Origin of the sequence: Rhodococcus sp. NPDC056960, assembly GCF_042674125.1 — a bacterium.
Lineage (GTDB): Bacteria > Actinomycetota > Actinomycetes > Mycobacteriales > Mycobacteriaceae > Rhodococcus_F.
The window spans coordinates 1-16,541 of the sequence record NZ_JBHURF010000056.1 but is presented as its reverse complement, the minus strand read 5'-3'; the positions used below and the strand labels follow the sequence as shown (position 1 = coordinate 16,541).

Sequence of the window (16,541 nt, the reverse complement as noted above, 5' to 3'; positions counted from 1 at the left end):
TAAGGGCAGCCAGGATCAGTCGGCGCATGGTGGCACGCTCTGCTCGAAGCTGAACACGTTGTCCGGGTCGTAAGTGGTCTTCACCCGGCGCAGCCGCTCGCGGTGCGGGCCGTAGTACTCGCGCTCCCAGTCCGCGGCGGCAGCGTTGGGCACGTTGACGTAGGCGCCGTCGCCGTAGGGGCGCAGGGCCCGCCAGAAATCGGCCGCCCAGCCCAGAGCTGTCGCATTCAGGGCGGGGTCGCTCCAGGCGGCGCCCGGTTCGCAGTAGAACAGGGCGTTCCGGTGCGGGAACGCCGACCCGCCGGGTGGGTCGTCCCGCACGGCTCCGCCGAAGCTCGAGCAGAAGAAGTTGCTCGGGCCGCTGGGCGTGTTGTCCATGAAGCGCACGACCAGATCGATCGCCTCGTCGGGGAACGGCCGGGTGACGAACTGGGAGTAGAACTTCCAGAAGGGGACGTCGTTCGGGCCCCGGTCGACCTGCCCGTAGACGGTCGGCCACGCGTCCTCGACGACGCTCACCTCGGGGTGGCCGATCGCGAGCAGCGCACGCAGTTGGTCTTCCAGCTCGCCGCGGGTGCCGCCGTACAGCACGGCGGAGAGTTCGACCGCGGTGGAATCCGCCTCGAGCGCACTGGTCAGGCGCTCGTCGGCGATCGGGGCGTCACGCTGCCACGTGCGCAGCAGCGGGCCGAGGTCGTCGTGCCCGGTCCAGCGGGCGACCAGGAACGTGACGTCGGACAGCTCGTGCAACTTCAGCGTGTACGACGTCGCGATCCCGAAGTTGCCGCCGCCACCCCCGCGGCACGCCCACAGCAGGTCGGGGTCGGTGTGCTCGGTGGCGTCCACTATTTTTGCCGAGTGCTCGCCGTCGGCAACCACGACTTCGGCGGCGAGCAGGTTGTCGCTCGCCAAACCGAAACTGCGGGTGAGTAACCCGAAGCCGCCGCCGAGCACCACACCGCCGAGACCGACGCCGCCTTCCGAGCCGGTCGGAATGACGAAGCCGCGCCGCCCGAGTGCCGCGACCGTCTCCGCCTGGGTGAGTCCCGTCCCGACCGTCGCCGTGCGCGCGTCCGGGTCGATGGTGAGGCTCTTCATCCGGCTGACGTCGATGACCAGGCCGCCGTCGATCGACGACCAGCCCTCGAGGCTGTGGCGCCCGCTGCGGGCCCGCAGGGCGATGCCCTCCCGTCGCGCCCAGGCGACCGCGTTGACCACGTCCTGGGCGTCGCAGCAGAAGACGATCGCGTCGGGATAGCGGGAGTACAAGCGGTTCCAGCCGATCCGCGCCGATTCGTAGCGGGGATCGCCCACCCGCACCACGTCGCCGGTCAGTGTGGCGGAGACCGGTTCCACCTCGGGTTCAGTGTGAGAAGACATCGGCTTCTCCAGGTTCGGTGTCCAGGACCTCGCGGTGGAAGAACCACAGGTAGCCGAAGTAGAGCCCGCCCAGTAGGAGCAGACCGATCGCGAGCAGGATCGAGGTCACGGCCTCCGGTGGTGACACGATGACGAACAGGACGACCGCCGACCACACCAGCGCGCCGATCGCGACCGGCACCTCGAACCGTCCGAGATCGAACGCGTCCTCCTGGTGACCGAGGTGTTTGCGGACCGCGAGATAGAGGACGATGATCCCGCCGTAGAGAACCGCCGAGATGACCGTTCCCACGGTGAGCAACTCCAGGAGTGCACCACCGGGAAGTGTCGCCATCAGGACGACCCCGACGGCGACGATCATGATGGTCGCCGGAATCGGTGTCTGGGTGCGCGGGTTGACCCGGCGCATCAGTCGGTAGGCCGGGAACCGTGCGTCGCGCGACATCGCGAACACCATGCGTGAGCAGGTGGCCAGGGTGACCATGCCGGCGCCGAAGAAGGCGAACGCGATCGCGACCAGCAGCAGGTGCTCCATCACCGGCCCCAGTTGGTCGCGCAGGATCGCCGCGACCGGGGTGTCGCTGGCGCTGATCCGCGGAATGTCCTTGATCGCGATGGTGAGCGCGATCAGGAACACCATTCCCAGCACCGCCGCCGCCACGACAGATCCCACGATCGCGCGCGGGACGCTGCGGAAGGGATCTTTGGCTTCCTCGGCCATGTTCGCCGCGGAGTCGAAACCGACGAGTGTCGCGAGGCCCATGATCATCGCGGCCATCAATCCGCCGCCGATGGCGAAGTAGTTGGGCGCGCCCTCGGTGATTCCGCGCGAGGTGAGGTTGCCGATCGAGCCGTTGCCGGTAACTGCCACCGCGACGAACAGTCCGATCGCCAGCACCACCACGATCAACAGTTCGAGCCCCACCGCTCCCGACGTGATCAAACCGACGAGGCGGGTGGAGAAGACGACGAGGACCGCCTGGACGAGCACGACGACGAGCGTGATCATGCGGGCGGTGTCCTCGTCCGGCTGCATGCCGAACAGTGGCATGAGCGCGGAGCTTGCCATCGCGTTGTCGACCGTGACCACCCCGAGCGCCAGGTAGCAGAAGGTCAGCCACCCGAACACCCAGCCGATCTTCGGGTTGGCCAGGCGTGAGGCCCATTGGTAGGACGAGCCGCTCAGGGGGATGCGGGCCGCGAATTGGGCGATCACCAGCGCCACCAGGGTCTGGCCCACCGCCACGACCACCCAGAGCCAGATCCCCACCGGCCCGGCGTCTCGCAGGACGTCGTCGTAGGTTCCGAAGATCCCGACCGCGACGGAGATGAACGCGAACGAGATCGCGAACACCTGAAAGGAGCCGAGAGTGCGTTTCAGCTCCGGCGCGTAACCGCAGTCGCGACACTCCTGATCGGCGGTCTGCGTGGGCATCGGTTTTTCCGCTGTCATCTCGGCCGCCTCACGTTCAATCGGGAACTGCGGGAGTTGGTGCATCGCGGGGAATGGCAACCACCGAAAGCAGATCCGTTCCGCGATCAGAGCGAGTGGTCGGTTTCATTGTTACTCGCCGCGGCTACGGATGTCAGCAATGATTCGGCCGCCTAACTACTCCCAGTTCGGCGTGGCCACGGAGTTATGTGCAGCAATTCGGGTCGAGGACGAGTCGCAGAGCGTCGAGGGCGTCGCTGCGGGCGCTGTAGTAGACGTTCATGCCGCGGCGGTTCGGTTCGACCATGCCTGCCTTCTTCAGCTGGCCGAGGTGATGGCTGACGGTGGATTCGGACAGGCCGACACCGGTGGCGAGATCGCACGTGCACACCTCGCCGCCGTCGGTGGTGAGCAGGATCGACATCAGCTTGATCCGCACCGGGTCCGCGAGTGCCTTGAGCCGCAACGCGACCTGCAGGGCGGCGTCGTCGTCCATCGGTGCGGCGGACACCGGGGCGCAGCAGATCGGGGCACTGACATCGACCACGGGCAGCGTCTTCGGCATGAGGGCAAGTCTACCCAACCTTCTTGACTTATGTCGAAAAGGTGGGATTCTGAAGACACCCGATAATTCGACATATGTCACATCTCTTGGAGGTTGTCATGTCCCGCACCCAACTCGCCCTCAACGTCGACAACGTGGAGGAGGCGGTCGCGTTCTACTCGAAGTTTTTCAATACCGCACCGGCCAAGCTGAAGCCGGGCTACGCGAATTTCGCGATCGCCGAACCGCCGCTGAAGTTGGTGCTGATCGAGAACCCCGGTTCCGGCGGCACCCTCAACCATCTGGGGGTGGAGGTCGAATCCTCGGAGAAGGTGCACGCGGAGATCGCCCGCCTGTCCGGTGAGGGGCTGATCACCGAGGAGGAGATCGGCACGACCTGTTGTTTCGCCACCCAGGACAAGGTGTGGGTGACCGGCCCGGCCGGGGAGAAGTGGGAGGTCTACACCGTCCTGGCCGACTCTGACACCTTCGGCCGCAGCCCAGGCCATCTCGACGCGAAGCCCGAGGGTGCCACGTGCTGCGGTACGTCCGCCGCGCCCGAGGTCAGGAGTGGGCGGGGGTGAGTTCGGCGATCAAGGCTTCGACCTCGGCGCGAATCCGGTCGCGGATCGGGCGGACCGCGTCGAGGCCCTGGCCGGCCGGGTCGTCGAGGGCCCAGTCCCGGTAACTGACACCGGGAAAATACGGGCAGGCGTCCCCGCAGCCCATGGTGATCACCACGGTGGAGGTCTCGACGGCGTCGGAAGTGAGGATCTTCGGAGACTGCTGCGCGATGTCGATCCCGACCTCGGCCATCGCCGCCACGGCGGCCGGATTGATCCGGTCGGCCGGAGCGGATCCGGCGGAGCGGACCTCGATCCGATCGCCGGCGAGGTGCAGGAGGAACCCGGCGGCCATCTGGGACCGACCGGCGTTGTGGACGCAGAGGAACAACACGCTGGGCTTGCCGGTCACGGGGTGGGCACCTTTCCCGAGGTGAAGCGGCCTCGCAGGGCGAGGGACACGTAGACCAGGCCGACGAGGACGGGAACCTCGATCAGCGGGCCCACCACCCCGGCGAGGGCCTGGCCGGAGGTGACGCCGTAGGTGGCGATCGCGACGGCGATGGCCAGTTCGAAGTTGTTGCCCGCCGCGGTGAACGCCAGGGTGGTGGTGCGCTCGTATCCGAGGCCCACGGCGGCGCCGAGCAGGTAGCCGCCGCCCCACATGATTGCGAAGTACGCCAGCAACGGGATCGCGATCCGCACCACGTCGAGCGGCCGAGAGGTGATCTGCTCGCCCTGCAGGGCGAAGAGGATCACGATCGTGAACAGCAACCCGTACAGCGCCCACGGCCCGATCTTCGGGATGAACTTCGACTCGTACCAGGTTCGGCCCTTGGCTTTTTCACCGATTCGGCGGGTCAGGTAGCCGGCGAGCAGCGGGATGCCCAGGAAGATCAGCACCGATTTCGCGATCTGCCACGGTGAGGTGTCGATGGTGGTCTGCTCGAGCCCCAGCCAGCCGGGCAGCACATCGAGGTAGAACCAGCCGAGGACGGCGAACATGAGCACCTGGAACACCGAGTTGATCGCGACCAGCACGGCGGCGGCCTCCCGGTCACCGCAGGCGAGGTCGTTCCAGATGATCACCATGGCGATGCAGCGGGCCAGGCCGACGATGATCAGGCCGGTGCGGTACTCCGGCAGATCCGGCAGCAGCAACCAGGCCAGCGTGAACATCAGTGCCGGTCCCAGCACCCAGTTCAGCAGCAGCGATCCGATGAGCAGTTTGCGGTCACCGGTGACGGTGTCGAGGCGGTCGTAGCGGACCTTCGCCAGCACCGGGTACATCATGATCAGCAGGCCGAGGGCGATCGGCAGGGAGATCCCGTCGATCTCCACCGCGGACAGGGCGCCGCCGAGTCCGGGGATCGTCCGGCCCAGCAGCAGACCGGCGACCATGGCGACGCCGATCCAGACCGGCAGGAACCGGTCCAGGGTGGAGAGCTTCCCGACGACGGCCGGGTGGTGTCCGGTGGCGGTCTCACTCATGCCGGCACCTCCGCGCAGGACTCGGAGGGAACCGCCGGGCCGGACTCGGTCAGCAATACCGACGAGAGCTGCTGCAACGCAGACGGGATCACCCAGTAGTACACCCAGGTGCCGCGCCGTTCGCAGTCGAGCAGCCCGGCCTGCCGCAGCACCTTCAGGTGGTGCGAGATCGTCGGCTGCGACAGGTCGAAGGACGGCGAGATGTCGCACACGCAGGCTTCGCCGCCGGCGTGCGAGGCGATGAGCGACAGCAGTCGCAACCGGATCGGGTCACCGAGGGCCTTGAACATCCGGGCCAGATCGCCGGCCCAGTCCTCGGTCAGCGGTTCGCGCGCCAGGGGCGAGCAGCACGGTTCGGCGGCCGCCGCCGGGTTCTGATTCGACATGCGTCGATATTGGCAGATGTCGAATCAGGCCGCAACGCGCGGGGATGACGTCCCCGACGGCTGCCCTCTGCTGTGAATGTCAGCGCTTCGTGGCGGTCATCTGGCGTTGCTTGATGGCGGTCATGTTTCCGATGACGAGGGTGCTGGCCGTGGCCTCGGCGACGTCGTTGGTGATGGTGGTCAGGTCGTTGATCTTCAGGACTCGTTGTTTCTTGGGGAAGAGTCGTTCGAGGAGCCGGAAGTTGCCGCGGGTGATGCGTTGGATCGCGGCGATGGCTTGGGTATCGGTGTAGTCGTCGGGGTCGAGGTGTTGTCCGAGATGTTTCCAGTGGCGGTGGAGAACGAAGAGGAGTTCGTCGTGGCCGTGCGGCCGGTGTTCGTGGGCGAATCCGAGCCGGCTGTATAGCTGGGGGTAGTGGCTGAAGCGTTTGTCGATGCAGCTACCAAGCATCCCGATTACGCCAGCATCGCGACTCCACCGGTCAGTCACCCAACTAACCGACCCGACCTGTTCTGCCGTGTCCTGTCTCCATGAATATGAGGCATGATCAGCGCACTGAGGACCGCTGAGCTGCGATCCCTCATATGCGTGAGATCGCTGCAGGCGCCCGAAAACTCGCCGATCCTGACGAAACACATCAAGCCGCCGTCGAGCCGTCGGCGCCCTCTCGCTACGTCAGCAGACTCCGTGTCTCGGTTTGGTGGGACTGTCTCTCCCTCCGCTATAGGATTCTCAGGATTTCGGGGTGTAGTGAGCCACTCGATTGACGTAGTTGTCGGCGTTGCGTCGTATCTGGTCGAGCTCGTCCGGGGTGCAGGTGCGCCGAACTTTGCCCGGTATGCCCGCGACGAGTGAGTTCGGTTCGATGACGACGCCTTCAGACACAAGGGCACCGGCCGCGATGATGGTTCCGCGTCCGATTCTGGCGTGGTTCATCACGATCGCGCCCATGCCGATCAGGACGTCGTCGTCGATGGTGCAGCCGTGCAGTACGGCGTTGTGTCCGACGGAGACTCCGGACCCGATGGTCAGAGGGGCTCCCGGGTCTGCGTGGAGTACGCATCCGTCTTGGATGTTGGTACGGGCTCCGATGGTGATGCGGTCGGCGTCGGCGCGGACGACGGCGTTGTACCAGAGGCTGGCTTCGTCGCCGAGGTGTGCGTCACCGATGAGGGTGGCGTTCGGTGCCACCCATGCGGTGGCGGCGACGGTGGGTGTGTGCTCGTTGATGGTGATCGAGGTCGTCATTCGAGGACCTTTCCGGGGTTGAGGATGCCGCGTGGGTCGAGGGCGTTCTTGATGGCGGTCTGCATGGCCTGCACCGGCTGGGGCAGTTCCCGGGTGAGGCCACGCATTTTGAGCGTGCCGATGCCGTGCTCGCCGGTGATGGTGCCGCCGAGGTCGAGCGCGACGTCCATGATCTCATCGAATGCCCGGTGGGCGCGGGCTTCCTGGTCGCTGTCGCCGGGGGCGGTGACGATGAGCGGGTGCAGGTTGCCGTCGCCGGCGTGGGCGATGGTCGCGACGAGGGTGTCGTTGCGGTGGGCGATTTCCTCGACCGCGGCGAGCATGGCGGGCAGCTGGTCTTTCGGCACGCAGACGTCTTCGGTGAGGACGTTGCCGAGTCGTTCGACGGCGGGGTAGGCGAGTTTGCGGGCGGCGAACAGGGCTTCGGCCTCGTCAGGGTCGCTCGAGCGCATCGCCCAGGTGGCGCCGGCGTTGGTGAAGCACTGCACGATGGCGTCGGCTTCCTCGGCACCGGTGTCGCCGGGGGTGTCGGTGCGGGCGAGGAGCAGGACGTTGGCGTCGGTGGAGAGGTCCATTTTCTTCCACTGGTCGATCGCTTCGAGGCAGTGGCGGTCCATGAGTTCGAGTGTTGCAGGGGTGAGTCCGGCGTGGGCGACGGCGCGGACGGCGTTTCCGGCGTCGACTGTGGAGTCGAAGGAACCGACGATCGTGGTGGGTGGTGCTTGCAGGGGGCGCAGGCGGACGGTGATCTCGGTGACGATGGCGAGGGTGCCCTCGGATCCGGTGAGGAGTCCGACCAGGTCGTATCCGGCGACACCCTTGGCGGTGCGGCGGCCGACTGTGGTGAGTTCTCCGGTTCCGGTGACGATTTCGAGGGCGAGCACGTAGTCGCGGGTGACGCCGTACTTGACGCAGCACAGGCCGCCGGCGTTGGTGGCGACGTTCCCGCCGAGGGTGGACCAGGGGGAGCTGGCGGGGTCGGGTGGGTACCAGAGCCCTTCGGTGGCGCAGGCGGCGCGGAGGTCGTCGTTGACGACACCGGGTTCGACGACGGCGAAGCGTTCGAGGGTGTCGATCGTCTTGATGCGGTTCATCTTCTCGAACGAGATCACCACGGCGCCGTCGACGGCGTTCGCCGCTCCCGCGAGACCGGTGCCGGCGCCGCGGGCGACGACGGGCACGTGGTGCTGGTAGCAGGCGCGTACCGTTTGTTGCACTTCGTCTTTGGTGGTGGGGCGGACGAGTGCGATCGGGGTGCCGTGGGTCGCCCAGCTGGCCTGATCCCGTGAGTACGTTTCGAGGATGGCGGGGTCGGTCGTGGTGCAACTCGTGGGGAGGGCGTCGAGAAGTGCGGCCGGCAGTGCGCCGGCGGTCAGGGTGTCGGTCATGCGATGCACCGCGTTCCGAGTCCGCCGTCGACGGCAAGGCAGACGCCGGTGATGTAGCTGGCGGCGTCGCCGGCCAGGAAGCGGGCGGCGGCCGCGAGCTCCCACACGGTGCCCATGCGGCCGATGGGGGCGATCGCGTTGCGGGCGGCGACCATCTCGTCCGCGTTGGCGTACTGGCCGGCGATCTGGCGGTAGATCAGGGGGCTGTCGATCAGTCCCGGCATGATGGCGTTGACGCGGATACCGTGGGCGGCTTCGTCGACGGCGAGTGTGCTGGTCAGATGGTTGACCGCCGCCTTCGTCGCGTAGTACGCGCTGTAGGGCAGCCCTGTGTGGCGGACCGCGGCCAGTGACGAGATGTTGATGATGGAACCCGCTTTGGCCTCGCGCATGTGCGGTAGCACGTATTTGCAGGAGTGGAAGACGCTGGTGAGGTTGATGTCGAGCGCGCGCCGCCAGTCCTCGGTAGAAAGGCTGACGGGATCTCCCATCTTGGTCACGCCGACGTTGTTGTGGACGATGTCGACACGGTGATGCCGGTCGATCACCGTGGCGACGGCGGCGGCCACGGAATCTTCGGTGGTGACGTCGACCTGCAGTGCGGTGGCCGTGCCGCCGTCAGCGGTGATGGCGTCCGCAACGCGGGTCGCGGCCGCGGCGTCGATGTCGCCGCAGATGACGGTGGCACCGGCGCGGGCGTAGGTCAGCGCGGCGGCGCCGCCGTTGCTCCACCCGTCGGGTGCGGTACCCGCACCGAACAGCAGGGCGACCTTCCCGTCGAGGGATGCGCCACCGTTCTCCCGTGGCGGGGTGGTCTGTCGGAGGATGTCGATCACTGGATGGTCCTATCTGGTTCGGACAGGGCGAGTTCGAAGGTCATGGCGACCGGGTTGTGGCCGCGCACCACTGACCCCGTGTAGACGTTTCCGTCGATTCCCACTGCAGCGCAGGATAACTCGGCACGTGGCCGGCCGTCGGCGTCGGTGGTGACCGCCCCGTCGAGGTACATCACTTCGGTGGCGGGTCCGGGTGCGGTGATGACGTGATCGCCCTGGGTGAGGGTCGCGCCGACGAAGGAGCCGACCTTGCCGCGGACGATCGCGGTTTCGAACCGGTGGGTTTTGGCGAGGTGCTCGACGGCGGCGACGATGTCGACGTTGGGGTGGATGCGGGCCACCACCGAGCGCAGCCCACCCTCGTGGGTGGTGGTGGTTTCGCGGACCGGTTGTGGTTGGAACACCGGGAAGTTGATCTCCGGGTCCGGGGTCACGGTCATGGCGACGTCGGCGGTGGCGTAGAGGTCGGCCCGGACACCGGCGCCGAGCAGCACGGAGTCCGGAATGAGGTGTCCGGCGCGCATGATGCCGTCGGCGCCGACGAACATGGCGTGGCAGTGGGCGAAGACCTTCCCGTCGCGCTTGCCGATGGTCACCCCGCCCCGGACGAAGGCCGCGGGGCCGTGTCCGCGCCGGGGGTCGCTGAAGGTGGCCACACTCGTGCCGGCGTGGCAGATCGAGGGGATGTAGTAGTCGAATTCGGTGAACGTTCCCCCGCGCAGTTCTCCGAAGGCGCTGGTGAAGCCGCGTTCGAAGACGGCGTCGTGCAGGGCGGGGAGCAGCGACCGGCCCGCGGGGAGTTCGGTGTCGAGGTGGTGGAGGGTGGCGGGATACGCGTCCGCCCGCCGCGCGGCGGGCGGTCCCGGGTGCTCGAGTTGCGGCACACCCGTCAGCAGCGCGGTGTCGGGGGCGCTCATGAGGCGGCCTCGCTCGGCCACAGCCCCAACCGGGTGAACTCGGCTTTGAGCAGGATGGTGGTGACCTTTCCGTATCCGGAGGTGGGCAATGCCGCGGTGAATTCGATCCGCTTGGGCACCTTGTAGCGGGCCATGTTGGATCGGCACCAGGTCGCCAGCTCGTCGGTGGTCAGGTCCGAACCCGGGCGGACGACGCAGAGGGCGTATCCGACTTCACCCCAGGTCGGGTCGGGGGCGCCGACGACACCGGCGGCGACGACGTCCGGGTGTTTGAGCAGCTTTTCTTCCACTTCGCGGGGGTCGATGTTGGAGCCACCGGAGATGAACATGTCCGAGGCGCGCCCGGTGATGTACAGCAGGCCGGACGCATCGAGGTAGCCGAGGTCGCCGGTGCGGAACCAGCCATTGCGGAACGCTTTCCGGTTGGCCTCGGGGTTGTCGAGGTATCCGGCGAACACCGCCGGCCCGGCGGCGCAGATCTCGCCGCGTTCCCCGGCGGGCAGCTCGCGCCCGGCGTCGTCCTGGATGCTGATGGTCATCCCGGTGCGGGCGTAGCCGGCGGTGCCGATGCCGTCGGGTTCGGGTGTCTTCCCGTGCAGCTCGGGGGGCAGGACGGTGATGTTTCCGGTCACCTCGCACAGGCCGTAGTACTGGACCAGGACCTCACCGAGGACGTCGATGGCGATCCGCTGGTCACGCGAGGTCATCGGGGCGCCCGCGTAGACGACGTAGCGCAGGCTGCTGGTGGCCGGATCGTGGTTGCCGGCGGCCTGGACGAGCTTGTTGAGGATGGTCGGGACGGTGAACATCGTCGACACGGAGTGCTGGTCGATCAACGCCCACGCCTCCTCGGCGTCGAGGGTGTCACCGGTGGTCAGCACGACCGCGGCGCCGCGGGCGATGTGCGTCAGGACGTGGACCCCGGCCCCGTGGGAGAGCGGCGCCAGCGCGAGAGTGGCGTCGCGGTCGGTCAGGTGCGGCATCAGATCGCACAGGTGGTTGGTGACCACGAACGCCATCTGGTCGTGGTTGAGCATCGCGGCCTTCGGCCGCCCGCTGGTCCCGGACGTGAAAAAGTACCAGGCCGGTGTTCCGACGTAGACCGGTGCATCGACGCTGGCGGGGTCGGCCTGATGCTTGTCGATCAGCTCGGCGACGTGGGCGCTGCCGAACTGCGCGGCGTCGCGGTCGTCGCCGATGGCCCAGGTCTCGTACCTGCTCAGGGCCCGCGCGTGGGGCTGGCAGGTGTCGTGGCAGATGACCAGGTCGGGTGCCACGGTCTCGGCGAGGGGGACGACGTCGTCGGGCACCAGCTTGCAGTTGGTAGGGACGATGATCGCGCCGAGGCGCCAGGTGGCGAAGAAGACGGTGAGGGTGTCCATGCAGTTGGGGCTGTGCAGCAGCACCACCGATCCGGCGGTGAGGCCGTGGCCGCGCATCGCGGCCGTGAGCGCGTTGACGCGGTCGTCGAGCTGCGCCCATGTCCAGGTCTCGTCGCCGCGGATGATGGCGGGCCGGTCCGGCAGCCGGGCCGCGGTCTGGGTGAGCAGGGTCGCCAGGTTGGTGGTGCGCTGCCGACCGGGGGTGTGGGTGAGTGTGGTGGCATTCATGCTGGTCACCACCTCTCCAGCACGGAGGCGTAGTTGGTGACGGCGGTACCACCCATGTTGAAGACGCCTCCGAGATCTGCGGTGGGGAGTTGGAAGGTGCCGGCCTCGGCGGTGAGCTGCATGGCGGCGATCGCGTGCATGGACACACCGGTGGCGCCGATCGGATGTCCCTTAGCCTTCAGGCCGCCGGAGCGGTTGATGGGAAGTTTGCCGTCGGGCAGGGCCAGCCCCTCGTCGACCACCTCGTGTCCTCGGCCGCGCTCGGCCAGTCCGAACACCTCGTACTGGATCAGCTCGGCGATGGTGAAGCAGTCGTGGGTCTCGATGAAATCGAGGTCGACGGTCGAGGTCGCCGCCTGCTCGAGTGCCCGGTTCCAGGCCAGGCGGGCGCCGGCGAACTCGATCGGGTCGCGCCGCGAGAGCGGGAGGAAGTCGTTGGCGTGGGCGCGGGCGCGGAACGCGACCCGGCGCGGTGCGGCCTGCGCGCGGTCGGCGCTCGTGATCACCAGAGCCACCGCCCCGTCGGAGATCAGGGAGCAGTCCGTGCGCCGCAGCGGCTGCGCGACGTATGGGTTCTTGTCGGAGACGGTGTTGCAGAACTCGAAGCCGAGGTCCTTGTGCAGTTGGGCGTACGGGTTGCTCATGCCGTTGTGGTGGTTCTTGGCGGCGATGGCGGCCATTGCCGCGCTCGGATCTCCGTGGCGTTCGGCGTAGGCGCGGGCGATGCCGGCGAAGACGCCGGCGAATCCTCCGGTGACGTGCGATTCTTCGGGACGGTAGCAACCCGAGAGCAGGATCTCCCCGGCGCGGGGGGTGTCGACCGCGGTCATCTTCTCGGCGCCGATGACCAGCGCGACGTCGCCGCGCCCGGAGTCGATGAAGTCGCACGCCGCATAGATTGCGGCACTTCCTGTGCCGCAGGCATTTTCGACGCGCATCGCGGGGGTGTGCTGGAATTCGGGCATCGGCAGGGACACCAGGGACGCCTGGAAGTCCTGGTCGGAGAAGCCGTTGTTGTAGACGCCGACGAAGATGCCGTCGACCTCGTCGGGCGCCACCTGGGCGTGGGTGAGGGCTCCCGGAACGACGGACCCGATCAGAGCGGTCACGTCGGGCTGGTCGAGTCTGCCGAATTTCGAGTGTTCCCATCCGATGATGGAGGTGCGAGATGTCATGTTCTCTCCGTTGTCAGTGGTGCGGCGATGGGCGGACGGCCGCAGGTGGTGGTCGTTAGATGGCTGAGGATTCGGTGCGCAGGGTGGGGGCGAGGCGGGCGGCCTCCTCCTTGAGGAGGATCGCCAGCCGCGCTTGCCGTTCGGGTCCCATCCGGGAGCTGATGGCCGCGATGCTCAGCGCGAGTGCGGGTTCGCCGTGGGCGTCGAGGACGGCGATTCCGATCGCCCACGATTCGGGGACGACCATGCCCTCATTGACCGCGATGCCGCCGCGGCGCCGGGTTCGCTCGGCTTGTTCGAGCAACCGGTCCGGGGTCAGTTCGGGATAGCGCTGGGCGAGTTCGGGTGCATTGGCCGCCATCACACTCGCGGCGACCTGCGGCGGCAGGGCCGCCAGCAGGGCCGAGCCGTGCGCTCCGACGCCGAGCGGGTACCGGTCACCGGCCTGGAGTACGTGACTGCGGATCGGCCACGTTCCCTCCTCCCGGTGCACGCACACCGAGTGGGTGCCGCGGCGCACCGAGATGAACGCTGCGTCCTCGGAGACCTGCGCGAGTCGCACCACCGAGGCCAGCGCCTGCTGCTGCAATCCGTGCCGTCGTTCGGCGGCGCTGCCGACGGTATACGACTCCGGGCCGAGCAGGTACCGCCGGTCCTCGGACTGCTCGAGGTAGCCGGTGCTGACCAGCTCCGACAGCAACCGGTGCACCGTCGGTTTGCTGAGTCCACTCTCGGATGCCAGCTCGGCGAGGGACAGTCCGCCCACGCGGTCGAAGCCTGCCACCATCGACAGCAGGTCGAGGGCGCGGCGCACACTCTGCGAACCCGGAAGTGCGTCCCGGCCGGCCCGGGCCGACACCGAATCACTGGAATCGTTCCGCATTGTGAAATCTCCCTGAACTCGCGCTTCGCAAGAGTGGAATGGATGATCGGCCTGCTGGCCTTGCAATCGAGAGTAGGAGGTGATCTGGATCTCGGTCAACAATTTCATAATGTGGATCGATTTCCTGGGGCTTTGCGTCCTTGCTTGACGCCACATGCCGGAAGGGAACACAGTCAGATCGCAGCGTGACTCAGGTCACGCCCTCGGTCTCCCGGAAGGAGGGCGGTGCAGAACCCGCCCACACTTCCGCCCTTGCTCAGGAAAGACAGGACCCGCAATGACTTCGAAGTCCGCGGCCGAACGCCCACCACGAATCGACATCCGTCAGGTTCGATGGGCGCGTATCGGTATCCCGCTGTTCGTGACCTACTTCATCTGTTTCATGGACCGCACCAACATCAGTGTCGCTTCCCCCCACCTCGCCGATGAACTGCAGTTGAGCGCGGCCACGATGGGCCTGGTGTTCTCGGCGTTCTTCTGGGGCTACGTTGTCAGCGGATTGCCCGCCGGCGCCTGGGCCGGCAAGGGCCACGCCAAGACCATCATCGTGGCGTGCATGGTCGTCATCGGACTGTCCGCGGCCGTGACCGGTGTCGTCCACAACCTGCCAATCCTGCTGGCGGCGCGGATCGTCCTCGGACTCGCCGAAGGCGCCATCTTCCCCGCCTTCGCCGTGATGTTCATCAGCTGGTTCCCCTCCCGGGAACGCGGTATCGCCGTCGCCTTGACGATGTACACCGTGCCGCTGTCCTCGGCGGTGATGGCACCACTCTCCGGGTGGCTGATCGAGGTCACCAACTGGCGCGCCATGTTCATCATCCAGGCCGTTCCCGCCATCCTCGTCGCGATCTGGTTGCACTTCTCGGCCACCGAGAAGCCCGAGGACCACCCGCGGATCAGCGTCGAGGAACGGGACTACATCCTCGCCACCCGCACCGTGGAGACCACCGATGAGTCGACGCTGTTGCAGGTCTTTATGCGGCCCGTGGTGTGGTTGCTGGCTCTGATCTACTTCTTCTGGGTGATGGGCATCTACGCGCTCACGCTCTGGCTTCCGACAGTTATCGGCGACCTCACCGGTCAGGGCTCGTTCCTCGTCGGCCTGCTGACCGCCATCCCGTTCCTCGTCGGCACCCTCGCCCTGTATGTGGTCACCAAACGAGCTGTCGCCAGTGGCCGCTCCCTCGGCTCGTTCATCGCGCTGCCCCTCGTCCTCTGTGGCACCGCGATGATCGTCCAGCATTTCATGCACTTGGGGGCCGTCTTCAGTTTCGCGATGCTCGTCGTCGCCGCCGGCTCCATCTTCGCGGCCCTCGCGCTCTGGTGGACCTGGGTGATGCAGATCGTCCCGCGCAACCAGGCGGGGGCCTCGGTCGGTTTCGTCAACCTGTGCGGAAACTTCGGCGGCCTGGTCGGTCCCCTTCTTATCGGTCTGGTCGCGACCACGGGAAATACCGCCTCCGGCTTCTGGATCATCGGGGTCGGGGTTATCCTCGCCGCGGTGATCGTGGCGATCCTCGATGCCCGGCGCACGAAGGCCGGCGGGGAAGCCGAGGACTCGGAGCAGCGCACGGCGACCGACCCGGAGCACGCACCCCACCCCCATTGAAGACCGTGCAAGCGGTGGCGTCACCGCGCCGGCCGGCACCACACCCCTAACCACAACGAAGAAGCCAGGAACCACGATGAATGAACGCATTGCCCTTGTCACCGGATCCGGGGCAGGGATCGGGGCCGCCATCGCCGAACGTCTGGGTGAGCACGGTCGGCACGTCGTGCTGGCCGACCTGAATCACGATGCCGCCCACGCCCTCGCGGCCGACATGACCAGCCGCGGCATGAGCGCGGACGCACTGACGATGGACATCGGTGACCGGGCCTCGATCGAAGCGGGCTTCAAGTGGGTCACCGAAACCTACGGACGCTGCGACATCCTGGTCAACAATGCCGGGATCGCCAAGACGCTCCCCTTCCTCGACTACCCCGACGATCACTGGGAAGCGACCCTGAACGTCAATCTCACCGGCGCATTCCGCTGCGCCCAGCAGGCCGCCCGCCTGATGCTCGAACAGCGGTGGGGCCGCATCATCAACATCGCCTCCACCAGCGGGATGCGTGCCGGTGCCGGCCGCACCGCCTACGGCACCTCGAAGGCGGGTCTGATCGGGCTGACTCGGCAGATAGCGGTCGAACTCGCCCCACACGGCATCACCGCGAACGCCGTCGCACCCGGCCCCATCGAAACCCCACTCTCACAGGCCGTGCACACTGCCGCCACCCGCGCCGCCTACAACCGCCTGGTCCCGGCGCAGCGTTACGGCACCCCCGGCGAAGTCGCCGGCGCCGTGGACTTCCTCGCCTCCGACGATGCGGCCTACATCAACGGCCACGTCATCCCTGTCGACGGCGGATTCATCGCCGCCGGCGTGCTCACTGACTGACAGTTCCCACGCGACGAGCTCGACTCGACGCAAAACTATTGCCGAGCAACACCATTACCCCAACAAGGCTCGGCCCATTAGTCGGCCGGTCCATTCACACGAAGAGAAGGCAGCACACGTGCTCACCGCAGACACCAGCGACATGACAGTGGAGATGTTCTACGACGACGATGCCGATCTGTCGATCATCCAGGGCCGTAAGGTCGCTGTGATCGGGTACGGAAGCCAGGGCCACGCGCACTCGCT

17 protein-coding genes and 1 pseudogene are annotated in these 16,541 nt (G+C 67.1%); 4 read left to right on the top strand and 14 right to left on the bottom strand.

The window, feature by feature from the left end; translation table 11 throughout:
• Positions 1–15: 15 nt before the first annotated feature.
• From ACFTWF_RS43565 to ACFTWF_RS43555, 3 genes are all read right to left on the bottom strand, one after another.
• Positions 16–1,380 carry an FAD-binding oxidoreductase gene (locus ACFTWF_RS43565; protein WP_378467261.1) on the bottom strand — a complete coding sequence of 455 codons (1,365 nt, stop codon included), beginning with the start codon at positions 1,378–1,380 and terminating at the stop codon, positions 16–18.
• On the bottom strand, positions 1,364–2,815 hold the full coding sequence (locus tag ACFTWF_RS43560) for an APC family permease (protein ID WP_378467260.1): 1,452 nt from the start codon (positions 2,813–2,815) through the stop codon (positions 1,364–1,366). The genes ACFTWF_RS43565 and ACFTWF_RS43560 overlap by 17 nt, the downstream gene beginning before the upstream one ends.
• Before the next feature lie 202 nt (positions 2,816–3,017).
• Positions 3,018–3,377 (bottom strand): Rv2640c family ArsR-like transcriptional regulator, encoded by a 360-nt coding sequence (locus tag ACFTWF_RS43555; RefSeq protein ID WP_378467259.1) that lies wholly within the window; start codon positions 3,375–3,377, stop codon positions 3,018–3,020.
• 98 nt (positions 3,378–3,475) lie between these two features.
• Between ACFTWF_RS43555 and ACFTWF_RS43550 the strand changes: the two genes are divergently transcribed.
• Positions 3,476–3,940, top strand: coding sequence for an ArsI/CadI family heavy metal resistance metalloenzyme (locus ACFTWF_RS43550; protein WP_378467258.1), 465 nt, complete (start codon positions 3,476–3,478; stop codon positions 3,938–3,940).
• On the opposite strand, the gene ACFTWF_RS43545 is transcribed toward ACFTWF_RS43550, so the two are convergent.
• The 11 genes from ACFTWF_RS43545 to ACFTWF_RS43495 all read right to left on the bottom strand — a co-directional run bounded on the left by ACFTWF_RS43545 (position 3,921) and on the right by ACFTWF_RS43495 (position 13,854).
• Positions 3,921–4,331, bottom strand: coding sequence for an arsenate reductase ArsC (locus tag ACFTWF_RS43545; protein ID WP_378467257.1), 411 nt, complete (start codon positions 4,329–4,331; stop codon positions 3,921–3,923). The two genes, ACFTWF_RS43550 and ACFTWF_RS43545, sit on opposite strands and share 20 nt — an antisense overlap.
• Positions 4,328–5,410: an ACR3 family arsenite efflux transporter gene (gene arsB, locus ACFTWF_RS43540; RefSeq protein ID WP_378467256.1), complete on the bottom strand. Its 1,083-nt coding sequence runs from the start codon at positions 5,408–5,410 to the stop codon at positions 4,328–4,330. Before arsB ends, ACFTWF_RS43545 begins: the two co-directional genes overlap by 4 nt.
• A complete protein-coding gene (locus ACFTWF_RS43535) occupies positions 5,407–5,796 on the bottom strand; it encodes an ArsR/SmtB family transcription factor (protein ID WP_378467255.1) in 390 nt (129 codons plus the stop codon). Before ACFTWF_RS43535 ends, arsB begins: the two co-directional genes overlap by 4 nt.
• A gap of 79 nt (positions 5,797–5,875) precedes the next feature.
• A complete protein-coding gene (locus tag ACFTWF_RS43530; RefSeq protein ID WP_378467254.1) occupies positions 5,876–6,247 on the bottom strand; it encodes an ATP-binding protein in 372 nt (123 codons plus the stop codon).
• Between the two features lie 282 nt (positions 6,248–6,529).
• Positions 6,530–7,045, bottom strand: coding sequence for a gamma carbonic anhydrase family protein (locus ACFTWF_RS43525; protein ID WP_378467253.1), 516 nt, complete (start codon positions 7,043–7,045; stop codon positions 6,530–6,532).
• Positions 7,042–8,433, bottom strand: coding sequence for an FAD-binding oxidoreductase (locus ACFTWF_RS43520; protein ID WP_378467252.1), 1,392 nt, complete (start codon positions 8,431–8,433; stop codon positions 7,042–7,044). Before ACFTWF_RS43520 ends, ACFTWF_RS43525 begins: the two co-directional genes overlap by 4 nt.
• Positions 8,430–9,269, bottom strand: coding sequence for an SDR family NAD(P)-dependent oxidoreductase (locus ACFTWF_RS43515; protein WP_378467251.1), 840 nt, complete (start codon positions 9,267–9,269; stop codon positions 8,430–8,432). The genes ACFTWF_RS43520 and ACFTWF_RS43515 overlap by 4 nt, the downstream gene beginning before the upstream one ends.
• On the bottom strand, positions 9,266–10,186 hold the full coding sequence (locus ACFTWF_RS43510) for a PCC domain-containing protein (protein WP_378467250.1): 921 nt from the start codon (positions 10,184–10,186) through the stop codon (positions 9,266–9,268). Before ACFTWF_RS43510 ends, ACFTWF_RS43515 begins: the two co-directional genes overlap by 4 nt.
• Positions 10,183–11,796 (bottom strand): AMP-binding protein, encoded by a 1,614-nt coding sequence (locus ACFTWF_RS43505; RefSeq protein WP_378467249.1) that lies wholly within the window; start codon positions 11,794–11,796, stop codon positions 10,183–10,185. Before ACFTWF_RS43505 ends, ACFTWF_RS43510 begins: the two co-directional genes overlap by 4 nt.
• 5 nt (positions 11,797–11,801) lie before the next feature.
• Complete coding sequence (locus ACFTWF_RS43500; RefSeq protein ID WP_378467271.1) at positions 11,802–13,016, bottom strand: acetyl-CoA acetyltransferase; 1,215 nt, start codon at positions 13,014–13,016, stop codon at positions 11,802–11,804.
• A 10-nt stretch (positions 13,017–13,026) separates the two neighbouring features.
• Entirely contained in the window at positions 13,027–13,854 is an 828-nt protein-coding gene (locus tag ACFTWF_RS43495; RefSeq protein WP_378467248.1) for an IclR family transcriptional regulator, read from the bottom strand.
• A 277-nt stretch (positions 13,855–14,131) separates the two neighbouring features.
• Between ACFTWF_RS43495 and ACFTWF_RS43490 the strand changes: the two genes are divergently transcribed.
• The 3 genes and pseudogenes from ACFTWF_RS43490 to ACFTWF_RS43480 all read left to right on the top strand — a co-directional run.
• Positions 14,132–15,463, top strand: a complete 1,332-nt coding sequence (locus tag ACFTWF_RS43490) for an MFS transporter (RefSeq protein ID WP_378467247.1) — start codon at positions 14,132–14,134, stop codon at positions 15,461–15,463.
• 76 nt (positions 15,464–15,539) lie between these two features.
• Positions 15,540–16,295 (top strand): SDR family NAD(P)-dependent oxidoreductase, encoded by a 756-nt coding sequence (locus ACFTWF_RS43485; RefSeq protein WP_378467246.1) that lies wholly within the window; start codon positions 15,540–15,542, stop codon positions 16,293–16,295.
• 142 nt (positions 16,296–16,437) lie between these two features.
• Positions 16,438–16,541 (top strand): annotated as a pseudogene (locus tag ACFTWF_RS43480) (ketol-acid reductoisomerase); the annotation flags it as partial.